Origin of the sequence: Paenibacillus glycinis, from assembly GCF_009909185.1 — a bacterium.
GTDB classification, from domain to species: Bacteria; Bacillota; Bacilli; order Paenibacillales; family Paenibacillaceae; genus Paenibacillus_Z; species Paenibacillus_Z glycinis.
Genome location: NZ_JAAAMV010000025.1, coordinates 48,150 through 62,563, shown reverse-complemented (window position 1 = coordinate 62,563; position 14,414 = coordinate 48,150). Strand labels below are relative to the sequence as shown.

General features: G+C 62.9%; 18 protein-coding genes. 13 read left to right on the top strand and 5 right to left on the bottom strand.

Going from position 1 to position 14,414, the window contains the following annotated elements; all coding sequences use genetic code 11:
* Positions 1 to 59 precede the first annotated feature (59 nt).
* The 4 genes from GT019_RS24705 (at position 60) to GT019_RS24690 (ending at position 2,067) form a co-directional block, all read left to right on the top strand.
* On the top strand, positions 60 to 416 hold the full coding sequence (locus GT019_RS24705) for an Ig-like domain-containing protein (RefSeq protein ID WP_235949279.1): 357 nt from the start codon (positions 60 to 62) through the stop codon (positions 414 to 416).
* Between the two features lie 125 nt (positions 417 to 541).
* Complete coding sequence (locus GT019_RS24700; protein WP_161746106.1) at positions 542 to 769, top strand: hypothetical protein; 228 nt, start codon at positions 542 to 544, stop codon at positions 767 to 769.
* A 34-nt stretch (positions 770 to 803) separates the two neighbouring features.
* A complete protein-coding gene (locus GT019_RS24695) occupies positions 804 to 1,082 on the top strand; it encodes a DUF2277 domain-containing protein (RefSeq protein ID WP_161746105.1) in 279 nt (92 codons plus the stop codon).
* A 340-nt stretch (positions 1,083 to 1,422) separates the two neighbouring features.
* Positions 1,423 to 2,067 (top strand): DUF2306 domain-containing protein, encoded by a 645-nt coding sequence (locus GT019_RS24690; protein WP_161746104.1) that lies wholly within the window; start codon positions 1,423 to 1,425, stop codon positions 2,065 to 2,067.
* A 138-nt stretch (positions 2,068 to 2,205) separates the two neighbouring features.
* On the opposite strand, the gene GT019_RS24685 is transcribed toward GT019_RS24690, so the two are convergent.
* Positions 2,206 to 3,048, bottom strand: a complete 843-nt coding sequence (locus GT019_RS24685; RefSeq protein WP_161746103.1) for a helix-turn-helix domain-containing protein — start codon at positions 3,046 to 3,048, stop codon at positions 2,206 to 2,208.
* Positions 3,049 to 3,193: 145 nt separating this feature from the next.
* On the opposite strand from GT019_RS24685, the gene GT019_RS24680 reads away from it, so the two are divergent.
* The 5 genes from GT019_RS24680 to GT019_RS24660 all read left to right on the top strand — a co-directional run bounded on the left by GT019_RS24680 (position 3,194) and on the right by GT019_RS24660 (position 6,593).
* Positions 3,194 to 3,646, top strand: a complete 453-nt coding sequence (locus GT019_RS24680; protein WP_161746102.1) for an SRPBCC family protein — start codon at positions 3,194 to 3,196, stop codon at positions 3,644 to 3,646.
* A 356-nt stretch (positions 3,647 to 4,002) separates the two neighbouring features.
* Complete coding sequence (locus GT019_RS24675; RefSeq protein ID WP_161746101.1) at positions 4,003 to 4,479, top strand: DinB family protein; 477 nt, start codon at positions 4,003 to 4,005, stop codon at positions 4,477 to 4,479.
* Positions 4,480 to 4,693: 214 nt separating this feature from the next.
* On the top strand, positions 4,694 to 5,125 hold the full coding sequence (locus GT019_RS24670) for a universal stress protein (RefSeq protein ID WP_161746100.1): 432 nt from the start codon (positions 4,694 to 4,696) through the stop codon (positions 5,123 to 5,125).
* A gap of 198 nt (positions 5,126 to 5,323) precedes the next feature.
* Positions 5,324 to 6,181, top strand: a complete 858-nt coding sequence (locus tag GT019_RS24665) for an ankyrin repeat domain-containing protein (RefSeq protein WP_161746099.1) — start codon at positions 5,324 to 5,326, stop codon at positions 6,179 to 6,181.
* A 25-nt stretch (positions 6,182 to 6,206) separates the two neighbouring features.
* The gene (locus GT019_RS24660) at positions 6,207 to 6,593 is read left to right on the top strand and encodes an ankyrin repeat domain-containing protein (protein WP_161746098.1); all 387 of its coding nucleotides are present in this window, start codon (positions 6,207 to 6,209) and stop codon (positions 6,591 to 6,593) included.
* A gap of 259 nt (positions 6,594 to 6,852) precedes the next feature.
* Here GT019_RS24660 and GT019_RS24655 read toward each other — a convergent pair whose 3' ends face one another.
* Complete coding sequence (locus GT019_RS24655) at positions 6,853 to 7,551, bottom strand: hypothetical protein (protein WP_161746097.1); 699 nt, start codon at positions 7,549 to 7,551, stop codon at positions 6,853 to 6,855.
* Between the two features lie 181 nt (positions 7,552 to 7,732).
* Here GT019_RS24655 and GT019_RS24650 point away from each other — a divergent pair, with 181 nt between their 5' ends.
* Positions 7,733 to 8,233, top strand: a complete 501-nt coding sequence (locus tag GT019_RS24650) for a CYTH domain-containing protein (protein WP_161746096.1) — start codon at positions 7,733 to 7,735, stop codon at positions 8,231 to 8,233.
* 94 nt (positions 8,234 to 8,327) lie between these two features.
* Complete coding sequence (locus GT019_RS24645; protein WP_161746095.1) at positions 8,328 to 8,987, top strand: HD domain-containing protein; 660 nt, start codon at positions 8,328 to 8,330, stop codon at positions 8,985 to 8,987.
* A 243-nt stretch (positions 8,988 to 9,230) separates the two neighbouring features.
* Here GT019_RS24645 and GT019_RS24640 read toward each other — a convergent pair whose 3' ends face one another.
* Positions 9,231 to 10,010 carry an exodeoxyribonuclease III gene (locus GT019_RS24640; RefSeq protein ID WP_161746094.1) on the bottom strand — a complete coding sequence of 260 codons (780 nt, stop codon included), beginning with the start codon at positions 10,008 to 10,010 and terminating at the stop codon, positions 9,231 to 9,233.
* 200 nt (positions 10,011 to 10,210) lie between these two features.
* Here GT019_RS24640 and GT019_RS24635 point away from each other — a divergent pair, with 200 nt between their 5' ends.
* Positions 10,211 to 11,191, top strand: coding sequence for an MBL fold metallo-hydrolase (locus tag GT019_RS24635; protein WP_161746093.1), 981 nt, complete (start codon positions 10,211 to 10,213; stop codon positions 11,189 to 11,191).
* A gap of 423 nt (positions 11,192 to 11,614) precedes the next feature.
* Here the strand turns inward: GT019_RS24635 and GT019_RS24630 are convergent, their stop codons facing one another.
* Together GT019_RS24630 and GT019_RS24625 are read right to left on the bottom strand one after the other, a co-directional pair.
* Positions 11,615 to 12,115 (bottom strand): DUF5946 family protein, encoded by a 501-nt coding sequence (locus GT019_RS24630; RefSeq protein ID WP_161746092.1) that lies wholly within the window; start codon positions 12,113 to 12,115, stop codon positions 11,615 to 11,617.
* 21 nt (positions 12,116 to 12,136) lie between these two features.
* On the bottom strand, positions 12,137 to 13,312 hold the full coding sequence (locus GT019_RS24625) for a winged helix DNA-binding domain-containing protein (RefSeq protein WP_328804030.1): 1,176 nt from the start codon (positions 13,310 to 13,312) through the stop codon (positions 12,137 to 12,139).
* A 145-nt stretch (positions 13,313 to 13,457) separates the two neighbouring features.
* On the opposite strand from GT019_RS24625, the gene GT019_RS24620 reads away from it, so the two are divergent.
* Positions 13,458 to 14,297 carry an alpha/beta fold hydrolase gene (locus tag GT019_RS24620; RefSeq protein WP_161746091.1) on the top strand — a complete coding sequence of 280 codons (840 nt, stop codon included), beginning with the start codon at positions 13,458 to 13,460 and terminating at the stop codon, positions 14,295 to 14,297.
* Positions 14,298 to 14,414: the final 117 nt, after the last annotated feature.

The window sequence follows — 14,414 nt, the reverse complement described above, 5'->3', positions numbered from 1 at the left end:
AGAGGTTCCCGGCTTTCGGTATCGGATAGGCCAGCGCCGAGACGACCGGCAAAGACGAGCTGATCGAAAGCAGCGTGGACGTGCCGCTCGGCGGCATCGCCGTCGTGAATCAAGGTCCGAAGCACGGCCAAGTGACGGTGAAGCCCGACGGCAGCTGGACGTATAAGCCGGGCAAAGGCTATACGGGCAAAGACAATTTCTCCATTATCGTGAAGGACAAGGACGGCAATGCCGAGGAAACCTTGATCACGATCACGGTCGGAGACGTGCCGCTCGGCACGATCGACCCCGGAACGGGAGCGACGCTTCCGAAGACGGGCGAAAGCAGTCATATGGGCGTAAGGCTGGCCGGCTTGGCGGTCATCCTTCTGGGCGTGTTCCTGCTCCGGAAACGCTTGTTCCGCAGCATGAGATAGGTCGTATTCGGCCAAGTAAAAGGCTCCCTTTTCCGGGGAGTCTTTTTCGGTTGCAAGCCGGCGTTGTCATGCCTTCCAATAAATGTGAAATAATGCTATCATGGCGACACGGGAGAGTGATGGAGATGCCGCCGGAGGCAAAAGCGATTTCGGTGCTGTTCACGATTTTCATCGCGCTTTGGACGACGGCAGCGCTGTTTGCCGCGATCTGGCCATATCGCACGTGGAAGATCGCGCAAGGATGGAAGGCGAGGCATGAGCCGTCCGCGGCCTATTTTGTTTTCCAGCGCATCCTGGCAAGCCTGTTCGCATTCGTTGGACTGGGGCTGCTGCTGCTTCCTTTCTTTCGCTAAGCTAAGATAACGATGAATCGGAGGGTGACGCGACATGTGCAGAAACATCAAAACCTTGTTCAACTTCGACCCGCCGGCAACGGAGGACGAGATTCAGGCGGCTTCCCTGCAATTCGTGCGGAAGCTGTCGGGCTTCAACCAGCCTTCCAAATCGAACGAGGCGGCCTTCCAATTGGCCGTTCAAGAGGTGACAGCGGCCGCGGAGAAGCTGCTGTCGACGCTCGTGACCAACAGTCCGCAGCGCAACCGCCAGATCGAGATCGAACGCGCGCGCATCCGTTCCGTGAAGCGTTTCGGGCCGAGGGAGAGCTGATTCTTGTATTGCTTCCGCTTACGATTTTCGCCGCATAGGCCTTGTTCCGGATCCGGTCGCATGTCGATGGCCGTGCGTCGGAAAGAGGCCATTTTGCCGTTACGGGGTGTTGTCGCTGCCAGCGCCTCAATCCGGGGCAGCGCCTAAGCCTGGCGATCGGCGCGAATCCGCAGCGTGCGGCCTTAGGATATGAAAAGGCTCCGTGAACGTTTGGTTACGAGCCCTTGGACCGCTTTCTTAATCGCGGTTTGGGCGGTATACTTGGATTTCAGGGTCGCTTTGACGCCGCTCAGGCGACGATCGCGGCTATTTTATCCTAACGAACGAGGTCAATCGACCGATGCCCAAATCCAAACTGACGTATGTGCTCCTGCTGTTCGCGGCTGCCGCTTTCGTCGTCTATGCGCTGTACAAAAACGTTCTCCAGGATCCCGAAGCCTCGGGCTTCCTGCGTCATAAAGGCAATGCCGCCCATCCGATCCGTTTGCCGGTTTGGTTGTCCGTCATGCGGGTGCATCTCGGCTTCGCCTGCCTCGCCACGCTGTCGGGGGCGGTGAACTTCTCGTCCCGGGTTCGGCGTCGTTATCGGCGCTTTCATCGGCGAAACGGATATGCCTACCTGATCGCCGTGCTCATCGTGTCCTTGACGTCCGGCTACATGGCGCCGTATGCGACGGGAGGCGAGGCGGTCAGCTTCGCGTTCAATATGCTGAACATCATCTGGCCGGCCTTCACGGTGCTGGCGATTCTCGACATCCGCCGAAAACGCATCGAGCGTCACCGGCAATGGATGGCGCGCAGCTACGCGTTTTGTTTCACCAATCTGGCGGTTCATTCGCTCGCTTTTGCGTTGGATCGCGCGACGGGCTTGTCGTATCCGGAGGCCTACGGAGCCGCTGTATATGGGGCTATCGTGCTGCTGCTGATCGCGGGGGAGGCCGCGATTCGGCTATTTCTGAAGCAGTCGGCCGCGTCTGCCCCGTGACGGTGAGAGCGGCCGCCCGCTCCAGAACCGCGACGTACCACTCCGCTCGACCGGAATGCCGTCCACCCGACCGACATCGCCGCGAAAAAGGCTGCGTCCGACTGCTTGCAGGCAGTCGAACGCAGCCTTTTCCATTGTCTAGGCCTCCGCGGACGAGGGCAGGTCGAGCTCCCGGCTGTACGCTTCCGGCGACTTGCCAATCATGGCTTTGAAGCTCTTGATGAAATGCGCCTGGTCGTAGAATCCGAGATCCTGCGAGAGGCGGGTCCAGTCGGGAATGCCCCGGTCCTGCTCGATCAGCTCCGCGGCCTCTTGGAGGCGGAAGCGCTGGATGACCCATTTGGGGCTGACGCCGACGTACCGGCTGAACAAGCGCTGCAGCGATCGTTTGCTCAGCCCGAACCGATCGACCAGCTCCTCGACCTTCGTTAGCGTCCGATCGTCGATGACCTGCCGCACGAGGTCGCCGATCAGCCTGATCTGGTCATCCGGTTCGGGCTGCCGCGAGCGGAGGAACGCTTCCGCCAGCCGGATGCGAGCTTCATCCGTCTCCGCCGCGAATATCCGCGCCGCCGGCTCTCCCGCTTCCTCGCCGAAAATTTCCTTCGCGTCCAGGATTCGTCCGGTCAACAGGGCCGCCGGCCGCCTCCAGAACGGATGGAACCCGCCGGGGCGGAATTTTATGCCGAGGACTTCGCCCTCGTCCTGCAGATAACGGGTGTAGGTGCTTCTCGGAACGCCGTATACGCCCGCGAAAGGGCCGTTATGGTCGCGTTCGAACGATAGATTGATGTTGGGGTAGGAGAGAATCACTTGCGAGAAGGGGGCTTGTCCGCTCAAATCCCAACGAACGGTCCAATAATGCTCGATATAGGGGGCGAGGTCGGGCGAAGGCTCGATGCGCCGCAGCGCGAACTTTCGCCGGGCCAACTCCGCTTTCAGTATGCCGCGATCGGATTGCTGGATAGGCTTGTCGCTCATCGTGTGCCTCCTTGGGCGAACGGTTGTCGCGTATTTACAATACCTGCCTTGCGGGAACCCTTATAATCGAGACTAGCACTTCGGTCCATGCAGCGCAATGGCAATCCGCAGTATCTCATCCCCAGTTCGAATGGAGGGCAACAAAATGGAAGCGCTCAAGTACGAGATTTATATCGGGGCCAAGCCAGAGGACGTGTGGAACATCTTCGTGACGCCGGAAGGAACCAAAGCGATCTTCTTCGGCAGCGTGCTGGAATCCACGTTCGAGATCGGCTCTCCCTACGAGTACGTCGGACCCGGCAACGAAGGCGAGCGTACGGTCCATGTCTACGGCAAGGTGCTGGAATACGAACCTGGCAAACGCATGAGCTACACGGAGCATCCCGGTCCGTCCTACCGGGACAACCACGCGGAGCTGGAGACGCGCGTCTCGCTGACGCTCGAGGTCGTCGGCGCCACCACGAAGCTGACGCTCGTCAACGACCGATGGCCGGACAACCATCCGTCGTACGAGAGCACGCAGCAAAGCTGGCCGATCATCGTCAGCAACATCAAGACGTACGCGGAGACGGGGAAAACGCTGGATTTCGGCTTCTGACGAAGCGGAGTCGGGCGGCTGAAAAAGCTGCGGAAGCGCTGCTAACTGGCAGCAGCCGCGGCTTTTTTGTCGTGCATGGCTGGCGTTCGCGCCGCATGCCCGGCCTTATGCGCAAGAAGACATGCCTGCACGGGTGCGAGCCACGACCGCTCCGTTGCATGGGTAAACGCCCCGCGGCAACGGGCATGCGTAACGCATGCCTCCGAGAGCCGAACGTTGCGAAAGATTTAGTTTACGCGCCTTGCTCGGACCTCGTATACTAATCTGGACATCGGGGTCGATGAAACGTGCCGGCTAACGTGCGGAAGGCCGCATGGGACCCGTAAGAGCACGAGCCGAGTTAAGGAGCGACGAAAATGGATCATTACGTATTTAATCAATTGGAATTCGTGCGTTCGCAAACGCTGAAGCTGGCGGAGGGCGTGTCGGAGGAAGCGGCCGATCTCGTCCCGGACGGTTTCCGCAACAATATTCGCTGGCATCTGGGACATATCTATGTCGTCCTGGAGCGGCTTGCTTTCAAATACGATGCCATGCCGCTCGACATGCCGTCAGGCTGGACGGAGCGGTTCGAGTCCGGCAGCTCGCCGCTCGAGGCGCCGGCGGACATCGCTTTGCCGACGTTGGATGAACTAAGGGATCGTCTCGGCAGTCAGATCGCGCGCCTCCGCCGCGCGCTCGAGGGCAATCTGCAGAAGCCCGTCGCTTCGCCGTATACCACCTCGGCGGGGATGTATCTGGAGACGCCGCAGCATTTTCTCAGCTTTAACCTGTATCACGAGGCCATGCATTTGAGCACGATCCGGGCCTTTAAAAGACTGCTGTCCCTATAGGACGGCAGTTTTTTCGTTCATAGGGCTGGACGTGAGGTTCGGCGATTGCACGGCGTCCTTGATACTGCCGCGCGAGGATACTGTCTGCGCCAAGCGCCCGTTGCGGCAATCATATGGGGAACGAGATTTTGCGCGATACGCCGGCGTGCCTGTTTAAAGTCCGTTCGACGCGGGGTAATAGAAGAGGACAGCAAGGATAGAAGGAGGGGTAACGATGAGTTTCTCTAATATTTTGGTTGCGTACGACGGAGGCATGCCTTCCGTGAAGGCGCTTGATAAAGCGATCGACATGGTTCGGCATTATCCCGAAGCCAAATTGACGGTAATCTACGTATACAGCGTGGCGGCGGTCGCCGTCGCCGACTCGGTCGTATCCGTGCCGGTCTCCATCCAGCGGGAGCAGTTTTTGGAGGCGCAGGAGCAGCTTAAGGAAGTGGAAGCGCGGCTAGCCCCGATCCCGAACGCCGCGACGGCGCTTCTCGAAGGCAGTCCGGGGGAAGCGATCGTCGATTACGCCGACCGGCATCGGTGCGATTTGATCATCGTGGGCAACCGGGGGTTCGGCGCGATCCGGGAGTTCGTCATGGGCAGCGTGAGCCATTACGTGCTGCAGCATACGGAAGTGCCGCTGCTCGTCATCAAATAAATGCCCGATGCCCGGACGCGAGACGTCCGGCTCATAAATGGCGACCCGCAAGCAGTGATGCCTTCCGGCATAGGCTTGCGGGTCGTTTGCGTCTGGAAGGCACGGCACCGTGGATATTACTGGAAATTTGAAGAGTGATATGATAATGTAATTTTGTAATTAAAAATACAAAAAATGCATGCAAACAGGAGAACGGCGATGTCACCCAAGAAGAAAAGCATGGTCCTGTCCATTCGGTTGGACGAGACGGCGCTTGCGGCCGTCGATCTGCTCGTGGAATCCGGGCTGGAATCGAACCGGTCCAGGGCGGCGACCCATCTGCTGAACGCCGGCATCGGCGCATCGGAAGAACTGCTTCGCAAGGCGCGGTCGCTTGCGAACCAGGTGACGCAGCTGCGAAGCGAGATGGTCGAAGCGGTCAAGGCGGGCCAAGCGGAGAAGGTATCCGCGCTGCTGGACCGGGATCCCGGGCTTGCGAACGCGCGCAACGACAGCGGCGAGACGGCGGTGCTGATGGCCGCTTACTTCCGCTCGACGGCCATCAAGGAAATGCTGCTCGACCATGGCGCGGAGCTCAGCGTCTACGAGGCCGCCGCCGTCGGCAGCACGGCGCGCGTCGCGGAATGGCTGGCGCGATCTCCCGAATTGCTCGGGAGCCTCAGCGGCGACGGCTATACGCTGCTTGGGTTGGCCGCGCATTTCGGCAGCGAAGAGACGGCGCGGTATCTGCTCGATCAGGGCGCGGACGTGAACGCGCGGAGCCGCGACGGAAAGTTGGACAACCTGGCGATCCATGCGGCGATCGCGGGGAACTACGAGCCTATCGTCAAGCTGCTTCTCGCGCGGGGAGCGGACGTGAGCGCGGCGTGCGAAGGAACGTGGCGGCGGGGCTTCACGGCGCTGCATGTCGCGGCGTACTTCGGCCGGAGCGGGATGATCCCGCTCCTGCTGGAAGCGGGAGCGGACCGCGCCGCGCGCACCGACGCCGGGCAGACCGCCGCCGAGCTGGCCGTCACGCGGGAACATCCGGAGACGGCCGCGTTATTGCAAGCTTAATCCATCGTTAAGGGAGAAGATGCACATGGAACCGAAACAAAGCATCGCGCCGGAGCTGGTCAAGGAGTTCGTCGGCAATGCGCACGGGGATTTGAACCGCGTGCGTGAGCTGTTGGAGCAGGAGCCGGGTTTGTTGAACGCGGCATGGGATTGGGGCGGCGGCGATTGGGAGACCGCGCTTGGCGCCGCGGCGCATATGGGCCGGCGGGATATTGCGCTGTTCCTGCTCGAGCGGGGAGCGCGCCTCGATCTGTTCGCGGCCGCCATGCTCGGCAAGCTGGAGGTCGTGAAGGCGATGATCGCGGATAACTCGTCGCTCAAGGACGCGCCCGGTCCGCACGGCATCCCGCTCGTCGCGCACGCGCAGGCAGGCGGCGAAGAGGCTTCGGCCGTGATCGCGTTCCTGCAGTGAGCAAGCGCAGACATCGTATCGGCGATGATCGTGTTCCTGCGGTAGCAGCGCATGGCGCGGACAAGTTCGGCGTATCGTGGCAGCTGAGTTTGCCCGAGCAATAAACCGGTCCCCTCAGTAGTAGCCCGGAATGGCCGGAATGCCGGCCACGCGCAAACCGGGAGACCCCGTCAAGAGGGTCTCCCGGTTTATTTGCACAGGTATTCAATGGCTCGCGCGGCGTTCGTCCCGAATCGGTCGGAACCGCGTGTCGCCGCGATCAGTCTTCCCCGCCCGCGGGCTCGCCGACCAGCCGGGCGACGTTCGTCTTCTGCAGCGCTTCGTCCAGCACGCTGCGGTACATCGGAACCTCGGGCTGCTGCTGGGTCATCTGTTCGTAGAACTGGGCGACTTTGCCGAAGTAGTACGGATACGCGTCGACCGCCGGCACCAAGCCGTTCGCGTCCGCTTCCCAGCGATAGGCCTCGATCCGGTACGACTGCTCCGAATCCTGCAGCCACAACGCCAGCTCGCACTTGCCGTCCGGTCCGTCGATGCCCGGCATATCCTCGATCTCCAGCCAGTCGTACGCGATGCCGTCCGGCACGATGCGCGTCAGACCCGCTCCCGTCCATTGCAGGATGTCGAGTTCGACCCGGCCGTCCTCGTGCTGCCAGCCGACCAGCAGGCTGTTCTGGCCGGCCCGGGCAACGGGCGCCGCCGACAAATCCGCCACGTACACGCCTTTGCCGCTGGCATGCGCGAACATGTGCCAGGCGCCGTCGTTGTTCTTGAGCACGATCAGGTTCTGCTCGCCCTGGTAGCGGTAAAGCGCGACCAGCTCCACGTTGAAGTCGTAATCGAGATCGGCGAAGAGCACCGCCGGCATGCTTCCGTGCCGCGTCAGCACGGCAAGCTCCGCGCCGTACGGAATGAAGTGCCGGACAACCGATACCGCATAGTTCACATTCTGGTTCATCCTCATCCCCCGTTTTCAGAATCATTCAAGAAAGCATATGCCGGCCGAAAGGGGTACATGTCACCGGAAACGCCGATAAGGCTCCGGACCGCGCCGCCTGCGTCGCCCGGGTGATTGATTGCGGTACCCGCCTCGGTGTTATAATAGATGAAGTCTAAATTGGGCAAAGGGGTCATGCAGCATGGGGTTGGAGATCGAACGGAAGTTTCTGCCGGCGGAATATCCGGATCGGCAAATCAAGGAAGGCCTGCTCAAGGTGGTGTCCGAGCAACGCATCCAGCAGACGTACCTGGCGATCGACGAGACGCAGGAGCTGCGCGTACGCCGGATCACGGACGCCTCGTCGGGAGAAGTTTTTTACACGCAGACGTTCAAAGCCGGAAACGGGTTATCCCGCGAAGAGATCGAATACGGGATTACGCAAGGCATTTACGAGCAGCTCACCGACGGCCGCGGACTCGTGCCGCTGACGAAGGATCGCGTCACGGCGCAGTGGAACGGCCGGAAGGTGGAGATCGATCGCTACGATCAGATCCGATTGACCGTGCTGGAAGTGGAATTCGACTCCGTCGAGGAGGCCGAAGGCTTCATGCCGCCGGATTGGTTCGGGCGGGATATCAGCTCCGAGCGGCAGTACAGCAATAAGAGAGTGTGGCGGGAGCTCCAGAGCGGCAGCTTATAACGGGCCTTCATCGATAAGCAAACGGCGGACAACCGCCGGGATAAAAGCGCAAGTCGCTTGGATCGGCGACGAAAGCAGACAGGAAGTGACCAGGATGACAACGACCGCAAACGACCGCGTGCTCGCGGCGGCGGAGGCATTTGCCCGGGAGGAGCTTGGCGGGGACGTCACCGGGCATGATTGGTGGCATATTCACCGCGTCGTCCGCATGGCGCGGCATTTGGCGGAGCGGGAGGGGGCGGACGTCTTCATCTGCTCGCTCGCGGCGCTGCTCCATGACGTGGCCGACGAGAAATTGAACGATTCCAAGGAGAGCGGGCTGCGCAAGGTGGAGGACTGGCTCGCGAACCAGCCCGTCGCCGAAGCCGATCGGGCGCATGTCGTCGAGATTATCGCGAACATGTCCTATAACGGCGGCGCCAACCCGCCGATGCGGACGCCGGAGGGCCGGGTCGTGCAGGATGCCGACCGCCTCGACGCCATCGGCGCGATCGCGATCGCGCGGGCGTTCCTGTACGCCGGCTGGAAGGGCGATCCCATCTACGATCCGGCGCTGCGGCCGCGCGATGCGATGACGGCCGCGGAATACCGCACGGGCAAGAGCACGGCGATCAATCATTTTCATGAGAAGCTGCTGAGGCTGAAGGATCGCATCAACACGCCGAGCGCCAAGGCGATCGCCGAGGAGCGGCATGCATATATGAAGGCTTACGTGGAGCGATTCATGGACGAGTGGGACGGGATCGGGGACTAAGGCGCGATGCGGCCGGCGATCGTTGCCGTGTATTGCACGGGAAGCGGGCTTGCTCATGGCAACGGCGCACGCACGCGCAGTCGCAGGAAATAATGCCGGAGACGTGCGGTCGGTGGCCGCGCCGCGAGTCGAAGGCCCCTACTGAGGCACGCTGTTCGATGTCGCCTTCCGTAACGCAAAACAGGCTTGCCCGGGCCGCGAACGTACCGTTCGCGGCAGGCAAGCCTTTTCATATCGCGGACTCTATTCTGCTTGTCCGGCAGGTTCCCCCGGCTCCAGCGCCAACGCCACCGGGCAGTGATCGCTGCCCATCACCTCGCAGTGGATCTCGGCGTCGACGAGCGAAGGCGCGAGCCGCGCGGACACGAGGAAATAGTCGATCCGCCACCCCACGTTCCGTTCCCGGACCTTCGGCATGTAGGACCACCAGGAGTAGACGTCGCCGCGGTCGGGGTAGAAATGCCGGAACGAATCGACGAAGCCGGCTTCGAGGAGCGAGGTCATTTTGCCGCGTTCCTCCAGCGTGAAGCCGGAGTTGCCCATGTTGGGCTTCGGATGCTTGAGATCGATCTCCTCGTGCGCGACGTTCAAGTCGCCGCAGACGATCACGGGCTTCTTCGCGTCCAGCTCCAGCAAGTAGTTCCGGAAGCGGTCTTCCCATTCCAGCCGGTAGTCCAGCCGCGCCAGATCGCGCTTGGCGTTCGGCGTGTAGACGTTCACGAGGTAGAACGACTCGAATTCCAGCGTCAGCATCCGGCCCTCCGGCTCGTAATCCTCTTCGATGCCGTAGCGCACGGAGAGCGGCTCGACCTTCGTGAAGACCGCCGTGCCGGAGTAGCCTTTCTTCTCCGCGTAGTTCCAGTACGACCGATAAGCATCCCCGAGCTCCAGCTGGATTTGCCCCTCCTGCAGCTTCGTCTCCTGCACGCAGAAGATATCCGCGTCCACCGCTTCGAAATAATCCATGAACCCTTTGGTCACGCAGGCCCGCAACCCGTTGACGTTCCATGATACCAGCTTCATTGCCGTACAGCTCCTCTATCCCATGTTGGGTTTACTGTACCCGGGAATCGCCGGAGGTGTCAACCTGTCCGGCCCGTCGGCCCGTTCAGGCAAGCACGATGACGGCGGCCGCTCGCGCCCGGGCGTTTTGACTTCTCCGATCCGGCTCAACTATACTGATTTGGAGTAAACATTCCATGGTAGACGGGGGATTGGACGGTATGTCAGCCAAACGGGGAAAGAAGTACGAAAATCTGGTGCCGACGTCCATGGGCGTCAACCTGCGGTCGCTTGCCGGCATGCTTCGCGATCAGTTTCGCGGCGACCCGCGGCGCAAGCCGGCGAAGCCGATTCCGGTCGTTCCGTTGTCGCTGTCCGCGAAAGCGAGGCCCGACGGAATTCGGGTGACCTGGTTCGGGCATTCCGCGTTCCTGCTGGAGCTGGAAGGCCGGCGCCTGCTGTTCGATCCGATGTTCTCGGCCTCGCCGTCGCCCGTGCCGATCTTCGGAGGCAAACGCTACAGCGGAATACTGCCGCTCGCGCCGGAGGACTTTCCGAAGCTGGATGCCGTCATTCTCTCGCATAATCACTTCGACCATCTGGACAAGCCGTCCATCCGCAAGCTGCGGGACAAAGCGGAACGTTTCGTCGTGCCGCTCGGCGTGCGGCGCCTCCTGATCAAATGGGGCGTGCCGCCGGAACGGGTCACGGAGCACGGCTGGTGGGACGAGCTGGAGCTGGCGGGTCTGAAGCTGGCCTGCACGCCCGCGCGCCATTTCTCGGGAAGGGGGCTGAGCGACCGCAACGGATCGCTGTGGTGCTCGTGGGTCATGCACGGACCGAACAGCCGGGTATTCTTCAGCGGGGACAGCGGCTACGCGCCGCATTTCAAGGACATCGGGAACAAATACGGCCCGTTCGACTTGACGATGATGGAGTGCGGGCAGTACGACGAACGCTGGGCGAACATCCACATGATGCCGGAGCAGACGGTGCAGGCGCATCGCGACGTGCGCGGCGGGCTGCTCGTGCCGATTCACTGGGCGGCGTTCACGCTCGGCTTCCATGCGTGGGACGAGCCCGTCGAGCGCGCGGTCAAGGCCGCCCGCGCCCAGGGCGTCCGCATCGCCACGCCGCGGATCGGAGAGACCGTCGAGGTGTCGGAGGAGGGTTACCCGCAGTCGGCTTGGTGGCGGGAATAGCATGCGAAGCACGACCGGATTCTCCTGCGGAGGATGCGGTTTTTTTGCGTTGCCCGAGGATGCGCGGCCCTGCATACAAGCCGCGCGATTATACGATACTACTGTGAAGGAACATTATGGGAAGGGCGGAGAACGGTTGCTTCGAGCGCTGAGTGCGAGGAGACGGAGCATGCAAAAAGGCCCCGCCGAACGCGGGATACGCGCCCGAGGGGACCTGCCGGCATAGACGCGGAGCCGGCACGGGTAATCATAAGAAATCGCAGGGAACACGCGCATGCCGGCTGATTGGCGCAGCCTGTCGGTGCAGGTCCTGCCGGAGCCGGAGCCGGAGCTTACCCTGCTGCCGCATGCATCTCAACTATGCCGCCGAAGTGCTTGGCAGGCTGTGCTTCTTGACGCGCGGCTAAGCGGCCGGGCTGCCGCTTACGCCTGCACGACCGGCCGGGCTGCCTCTTTCACCCAATCCCGGACATGGGCCCAACTTGCCCATACGGAGCGGACCCAATCCTGAATCGCGGCATCGCGCTTCGGGCCGGCCTCGGCTTGGAGGACATCCTGTACGGTCATGGCCGCGGGCGACAGAGGCGGCGTCAGCTCCGGCCAGTCGGATTTTCGCCTGCCCAGCTCCATGTGGGCCAGCTGCACCTGCCTGCCCGTAAAGCCGTGCTCCACGACCAGGTAGAGGCCGATCAGCGAGAAAGCCGTCGTGATCGGGCGCGTCCCGCCGCCGGAATGCTGCGCGCCGTAAGCGTCGAGCGCCAGCTGGTGAATGAATTGTTCGTGTCCGCGGGACGCGGTATAGAGAGACAGCTCGTTATACAGCTCCATGCATTCGCCGGACGCGTGAAACCGCGGCGGCTCGGCGTACGATTGGTTCGGCAGCATCAATCCGCAGCCGGGGCATTTCACGATGGATGATTTCATGGCAGGCACCTCCAGGTCGTTTTAGTGCATCAGGGGCAGGTCATCGGCGAAAGCAATGTGGTGCTGCTCGGCGTCGGCTGCGGCGAATGCGAGCAGCTCCCCGCCTTCGGCGAGGAGCGCCGCGCGATCGGGTTCTTGCAGCGGCGCAAACGGCGTCAGGATCAGCCGGGCGGTATTCTTCGCGCGCTCGATCCGCCATAGGCCGGCGACGAACCCGTCCACGAGGAACGCGGACCGAATCAAGCCGTTCTCGGTGAAGACGAGCGGCCGGAGCTCTTCCGCGAGGATGCGCGAGCGGTCGGCATGCGACAGCAGGATGTTATCGAATTCCGCGAGGAAGCGTACCGGCGCGGCCGCATGCTCATCGGGAAGCGGGGCGCCCGGCGCATCGAATAATTCCGTGCCGCCCTCGTCGCGGAAGACGCGGAGCCGCGGGCGGAGCGCCTCCACGACGCCGCGCAGCCCCGTCAAGCCCGACCAGGCGGCCATGTCCTTGACCGAAGCGGGACCAAAGGCCGCGAGATAACGCAGCAGCAGTTCGGCGGCCGTGGATTCGGCCTCGGACGGCAGGTCCGCGAGCCAGGCTTCGGCCGACGTATGGGCGGCTTGGGCGCTCGCGCCCCACATGCCGCGGGGCGTCACCTGCACGAGCGGGACATACGTGCGCACCGCGTTCGCGAGCGCCGGCGCCTCGCGGTCCGGCCAATGCCGTTCGCGGAGCAGGGCGCCGAGCTCCGCGAACGTGAGCGGGCGCTCCTCGACGAGCGCCCGCCCGGCCGCGGCAAGCTCCGCCGGGTCGAGCCCGGCGAGCTTGCGGCCGAAATTGCCCTTCAGCGCCCGTTCGTGCACGGGCTGCAGGAGCGGGCGCAGCCGCTGGCAGTCCCGGGCGGAGACGAGGTGTATGGTGGAACGCATCAGCGCGATGCGAACCGTCTCGCGCTCGGCCATCAGACGGGAGAGTTCGTCCGTCCGGAACCGCGCAAGCCGCGACCAGAGCCCGGCATAAGGCGCGGTCGGCGCCTGCGACTGCATGCCGACCAGATGCTCGAGGGCCGCGATCGGCGATATGGCCGCCCGCTCCAGCAGCAGCTGCCGGGCGAGCAGCGCCCGGTTGAGCGCTCTGCGGCCGAGCACGGGCGCCTCGTTCGGAGCGGCCGGCGGCCGGCGTTTCGGAGGAGCGTCGGATGGTTTGGTCACGGCGCGGTCACTTCCTCTCTGGATGGTATTTTCATGCGCCCAAGCGGAGGGCCGCCGCGTTCATGACCCGCTCGCGGGCGAGTATCATGCTTCGGACAGCGAACGAAAGCCGGGCGGCGGCGCGGCGGGAAAGGAGGGACTCTTCATGAAAATCAAGCAAGCCTACAGGCTGGATCACGCCGTCTCCGCGGACGGCACGATGATCGGGTATCGCCGGATCGGCAGCGGCCCCGGATTGATCCTCGTTCACGGCGCGTTCGTCTCCGGCCACGAATACGAGAAGCTGGCCGCGGAGCTGGCGGATGCGTTCACCGTATACAACATCGACCGCCGCGGACGGCGCTACAGCGGGCCGCAGGGCGAGCGGTACAGCATCGCCAAGGAATGCGAGGATCTGATGGCGGTGCGGCTCGCCACGGGCGCGACCCGTCTCTTCGGCCACAGCTACGGCGGGCTGATCGCGCTGGAGCTGGCCAGGACGCGTCCGGACGCCTTCGCGGCCATCGCCGTTTACGAGCCGGCGATCTCCGTCGGCGGCGCTTTTCCGTCCGACTGGCTGCCGGCCTACAAGCGCGCCATGGAGCAAGGCCGGGAGCTGTCGGCGTTCGTGCATTTTCTGAAAGGCGTCGCCGTCTCGCGGCGGGTCTCGCGCGTGCCGGCCTGGCTGCTGAAGCTGCTCCTGCTCCCGTCCCTGTTGTTCTGGGAGGGCCGAAAGCTAAAGGATAAGCTTCCGACGCTGATCAAGGAGATGGAGGAGGTGTTCCGGCTCGATTCCACGGTCTCCGCTTACGCCGCGATCACGGCGAGCACGCTCGTCATGGCCGGCGGCGACAGCCCGGCATTCCTGCGGCAGGGCGCCCGCGCGGCGGCCGAAGCCATCCCGGCGGCAAGGCTGATGCTGCTGAAAGGCCTGGGGCATAACGCGCCGGACCTGTTCAACCAACGCGTGATCGCGGAGCGGCTGAAGGCGTTTTGCGGGCCGTGAGGCGCGGCAAGGTCCTCTCAAGCGACAAAGAACCTCGGGAAATCTGCTGCGCGCGCAGCGGAGGCCGGAGGTTCTTCTGGTTGTCTGGAACTTGAATACTTTTCATTATAGCTCATC

Coding starts and splice junctions, on each gene's coding strand:
- GT019_RS24700 (WP_161746106.1), top strand. CDS start 542: ATGCCGCCGGAGGCAAAAGCGATTTCGGTGCTGTTCACGATTTTCATC.
- GT019_RS24695 (WP_161746105.1), top strand. CDS start 804: ATGTGCAGAAACATCAAAACCTTGTTCAACTTCGACCCGCCGGCAACG.
- GT019_RS24690 (WP_161746104.1), top strand. CDS start 1,423: ATGCCCAAATCCAAACTGACGTATGTGCTCCTGCTGTTCGCGGCTGCC.
- GT019_RS24685 (WP_161746103.1), bottom strand. CDS start 3,048: ATGAGCGACAAGCCTATCCAGCAATCCGATCGCGGCATACTGAAAGCG.
- GT019_RS24680 (WP_161746102.1), top strand. CDS start 3,194: ATGGAAGCGCTCAAGTACGAGATTTATATCGGGGCCAAGCCAGAGGAC.
- GT019_RS24675 (WP_161746101.1), top strand. CDS start 4,003: ATGGATCATTACGTATTTAATCAATTGGAATTCGTGCGTTCGCAAACG.
- GT019_RS24670 (WP_161746100.1), top strand. CDS start 4,694: ATGAGTTTCTCTAATATTTTGGTTGCGTACGACGGAGGCATGCCTTCC.
- GT019_RS24665 (WP_161746099.1), top strand. CDS start 5,324: ATGTCACCCAAGAAGAAAAGCATGGTCCTGTCCATTCGGTTGGACGAG.
- GT019_RS24660 (WP_161746098.1), top strand. CDS start 6,207: ATGGAACCGAAACAAAGCATCGCGCCGGAGCTGGTCAAGGAGTTCGTC.
- GT019_RS24655 (WP_161746097.1), bottom strand. CDS start 7,551: ATGAACCAGAATGTGAACTATGCGGTATCGGTTGTCCGGCACTTCATT.
- GT019_RS24650 (WP_161746096.1), top strand. CDS start 7,733: ATGGGGTTGGAGATCGAACGGAAGTTTCTGCCGGCGGAATATCCGGAT.
- GT019_RS24645 (WP_161746095.1), top strand. CDS start 8,328: ATGACAACGACCGCAAACGACCGCGTGCTCGCGGCGGCGGAGGCATTT.
- GT019_RS24640 (WP_161746094.1), bottom strand. CDS start 10,010: ATGAAGCTGGTATCATGGAACGTCAACGGGTTGCGGGCCTGCGTGACC.
- GT019_RS24635 (WP_161746093.1), top strand. CDS start 10,211: ATGTCAGCCAAACGGGGAAAGAAGTACGAAAATCTGGTGCCGACGTCC.
- GT019_RS24630 (WP_161746092.1), bottom strand. CDS start 12,115: ATGAAATCATCCATCGTGAAATGCCCCGGCTGCGGATTGATGCTGCCG.
- GT019_RS24620 (WP_161746091.1), top strand. CDS start 13,458: ATGAAAATCAAGCAAGCCTACAGGCTGGATCACGCCGTCTCCGCGGAC.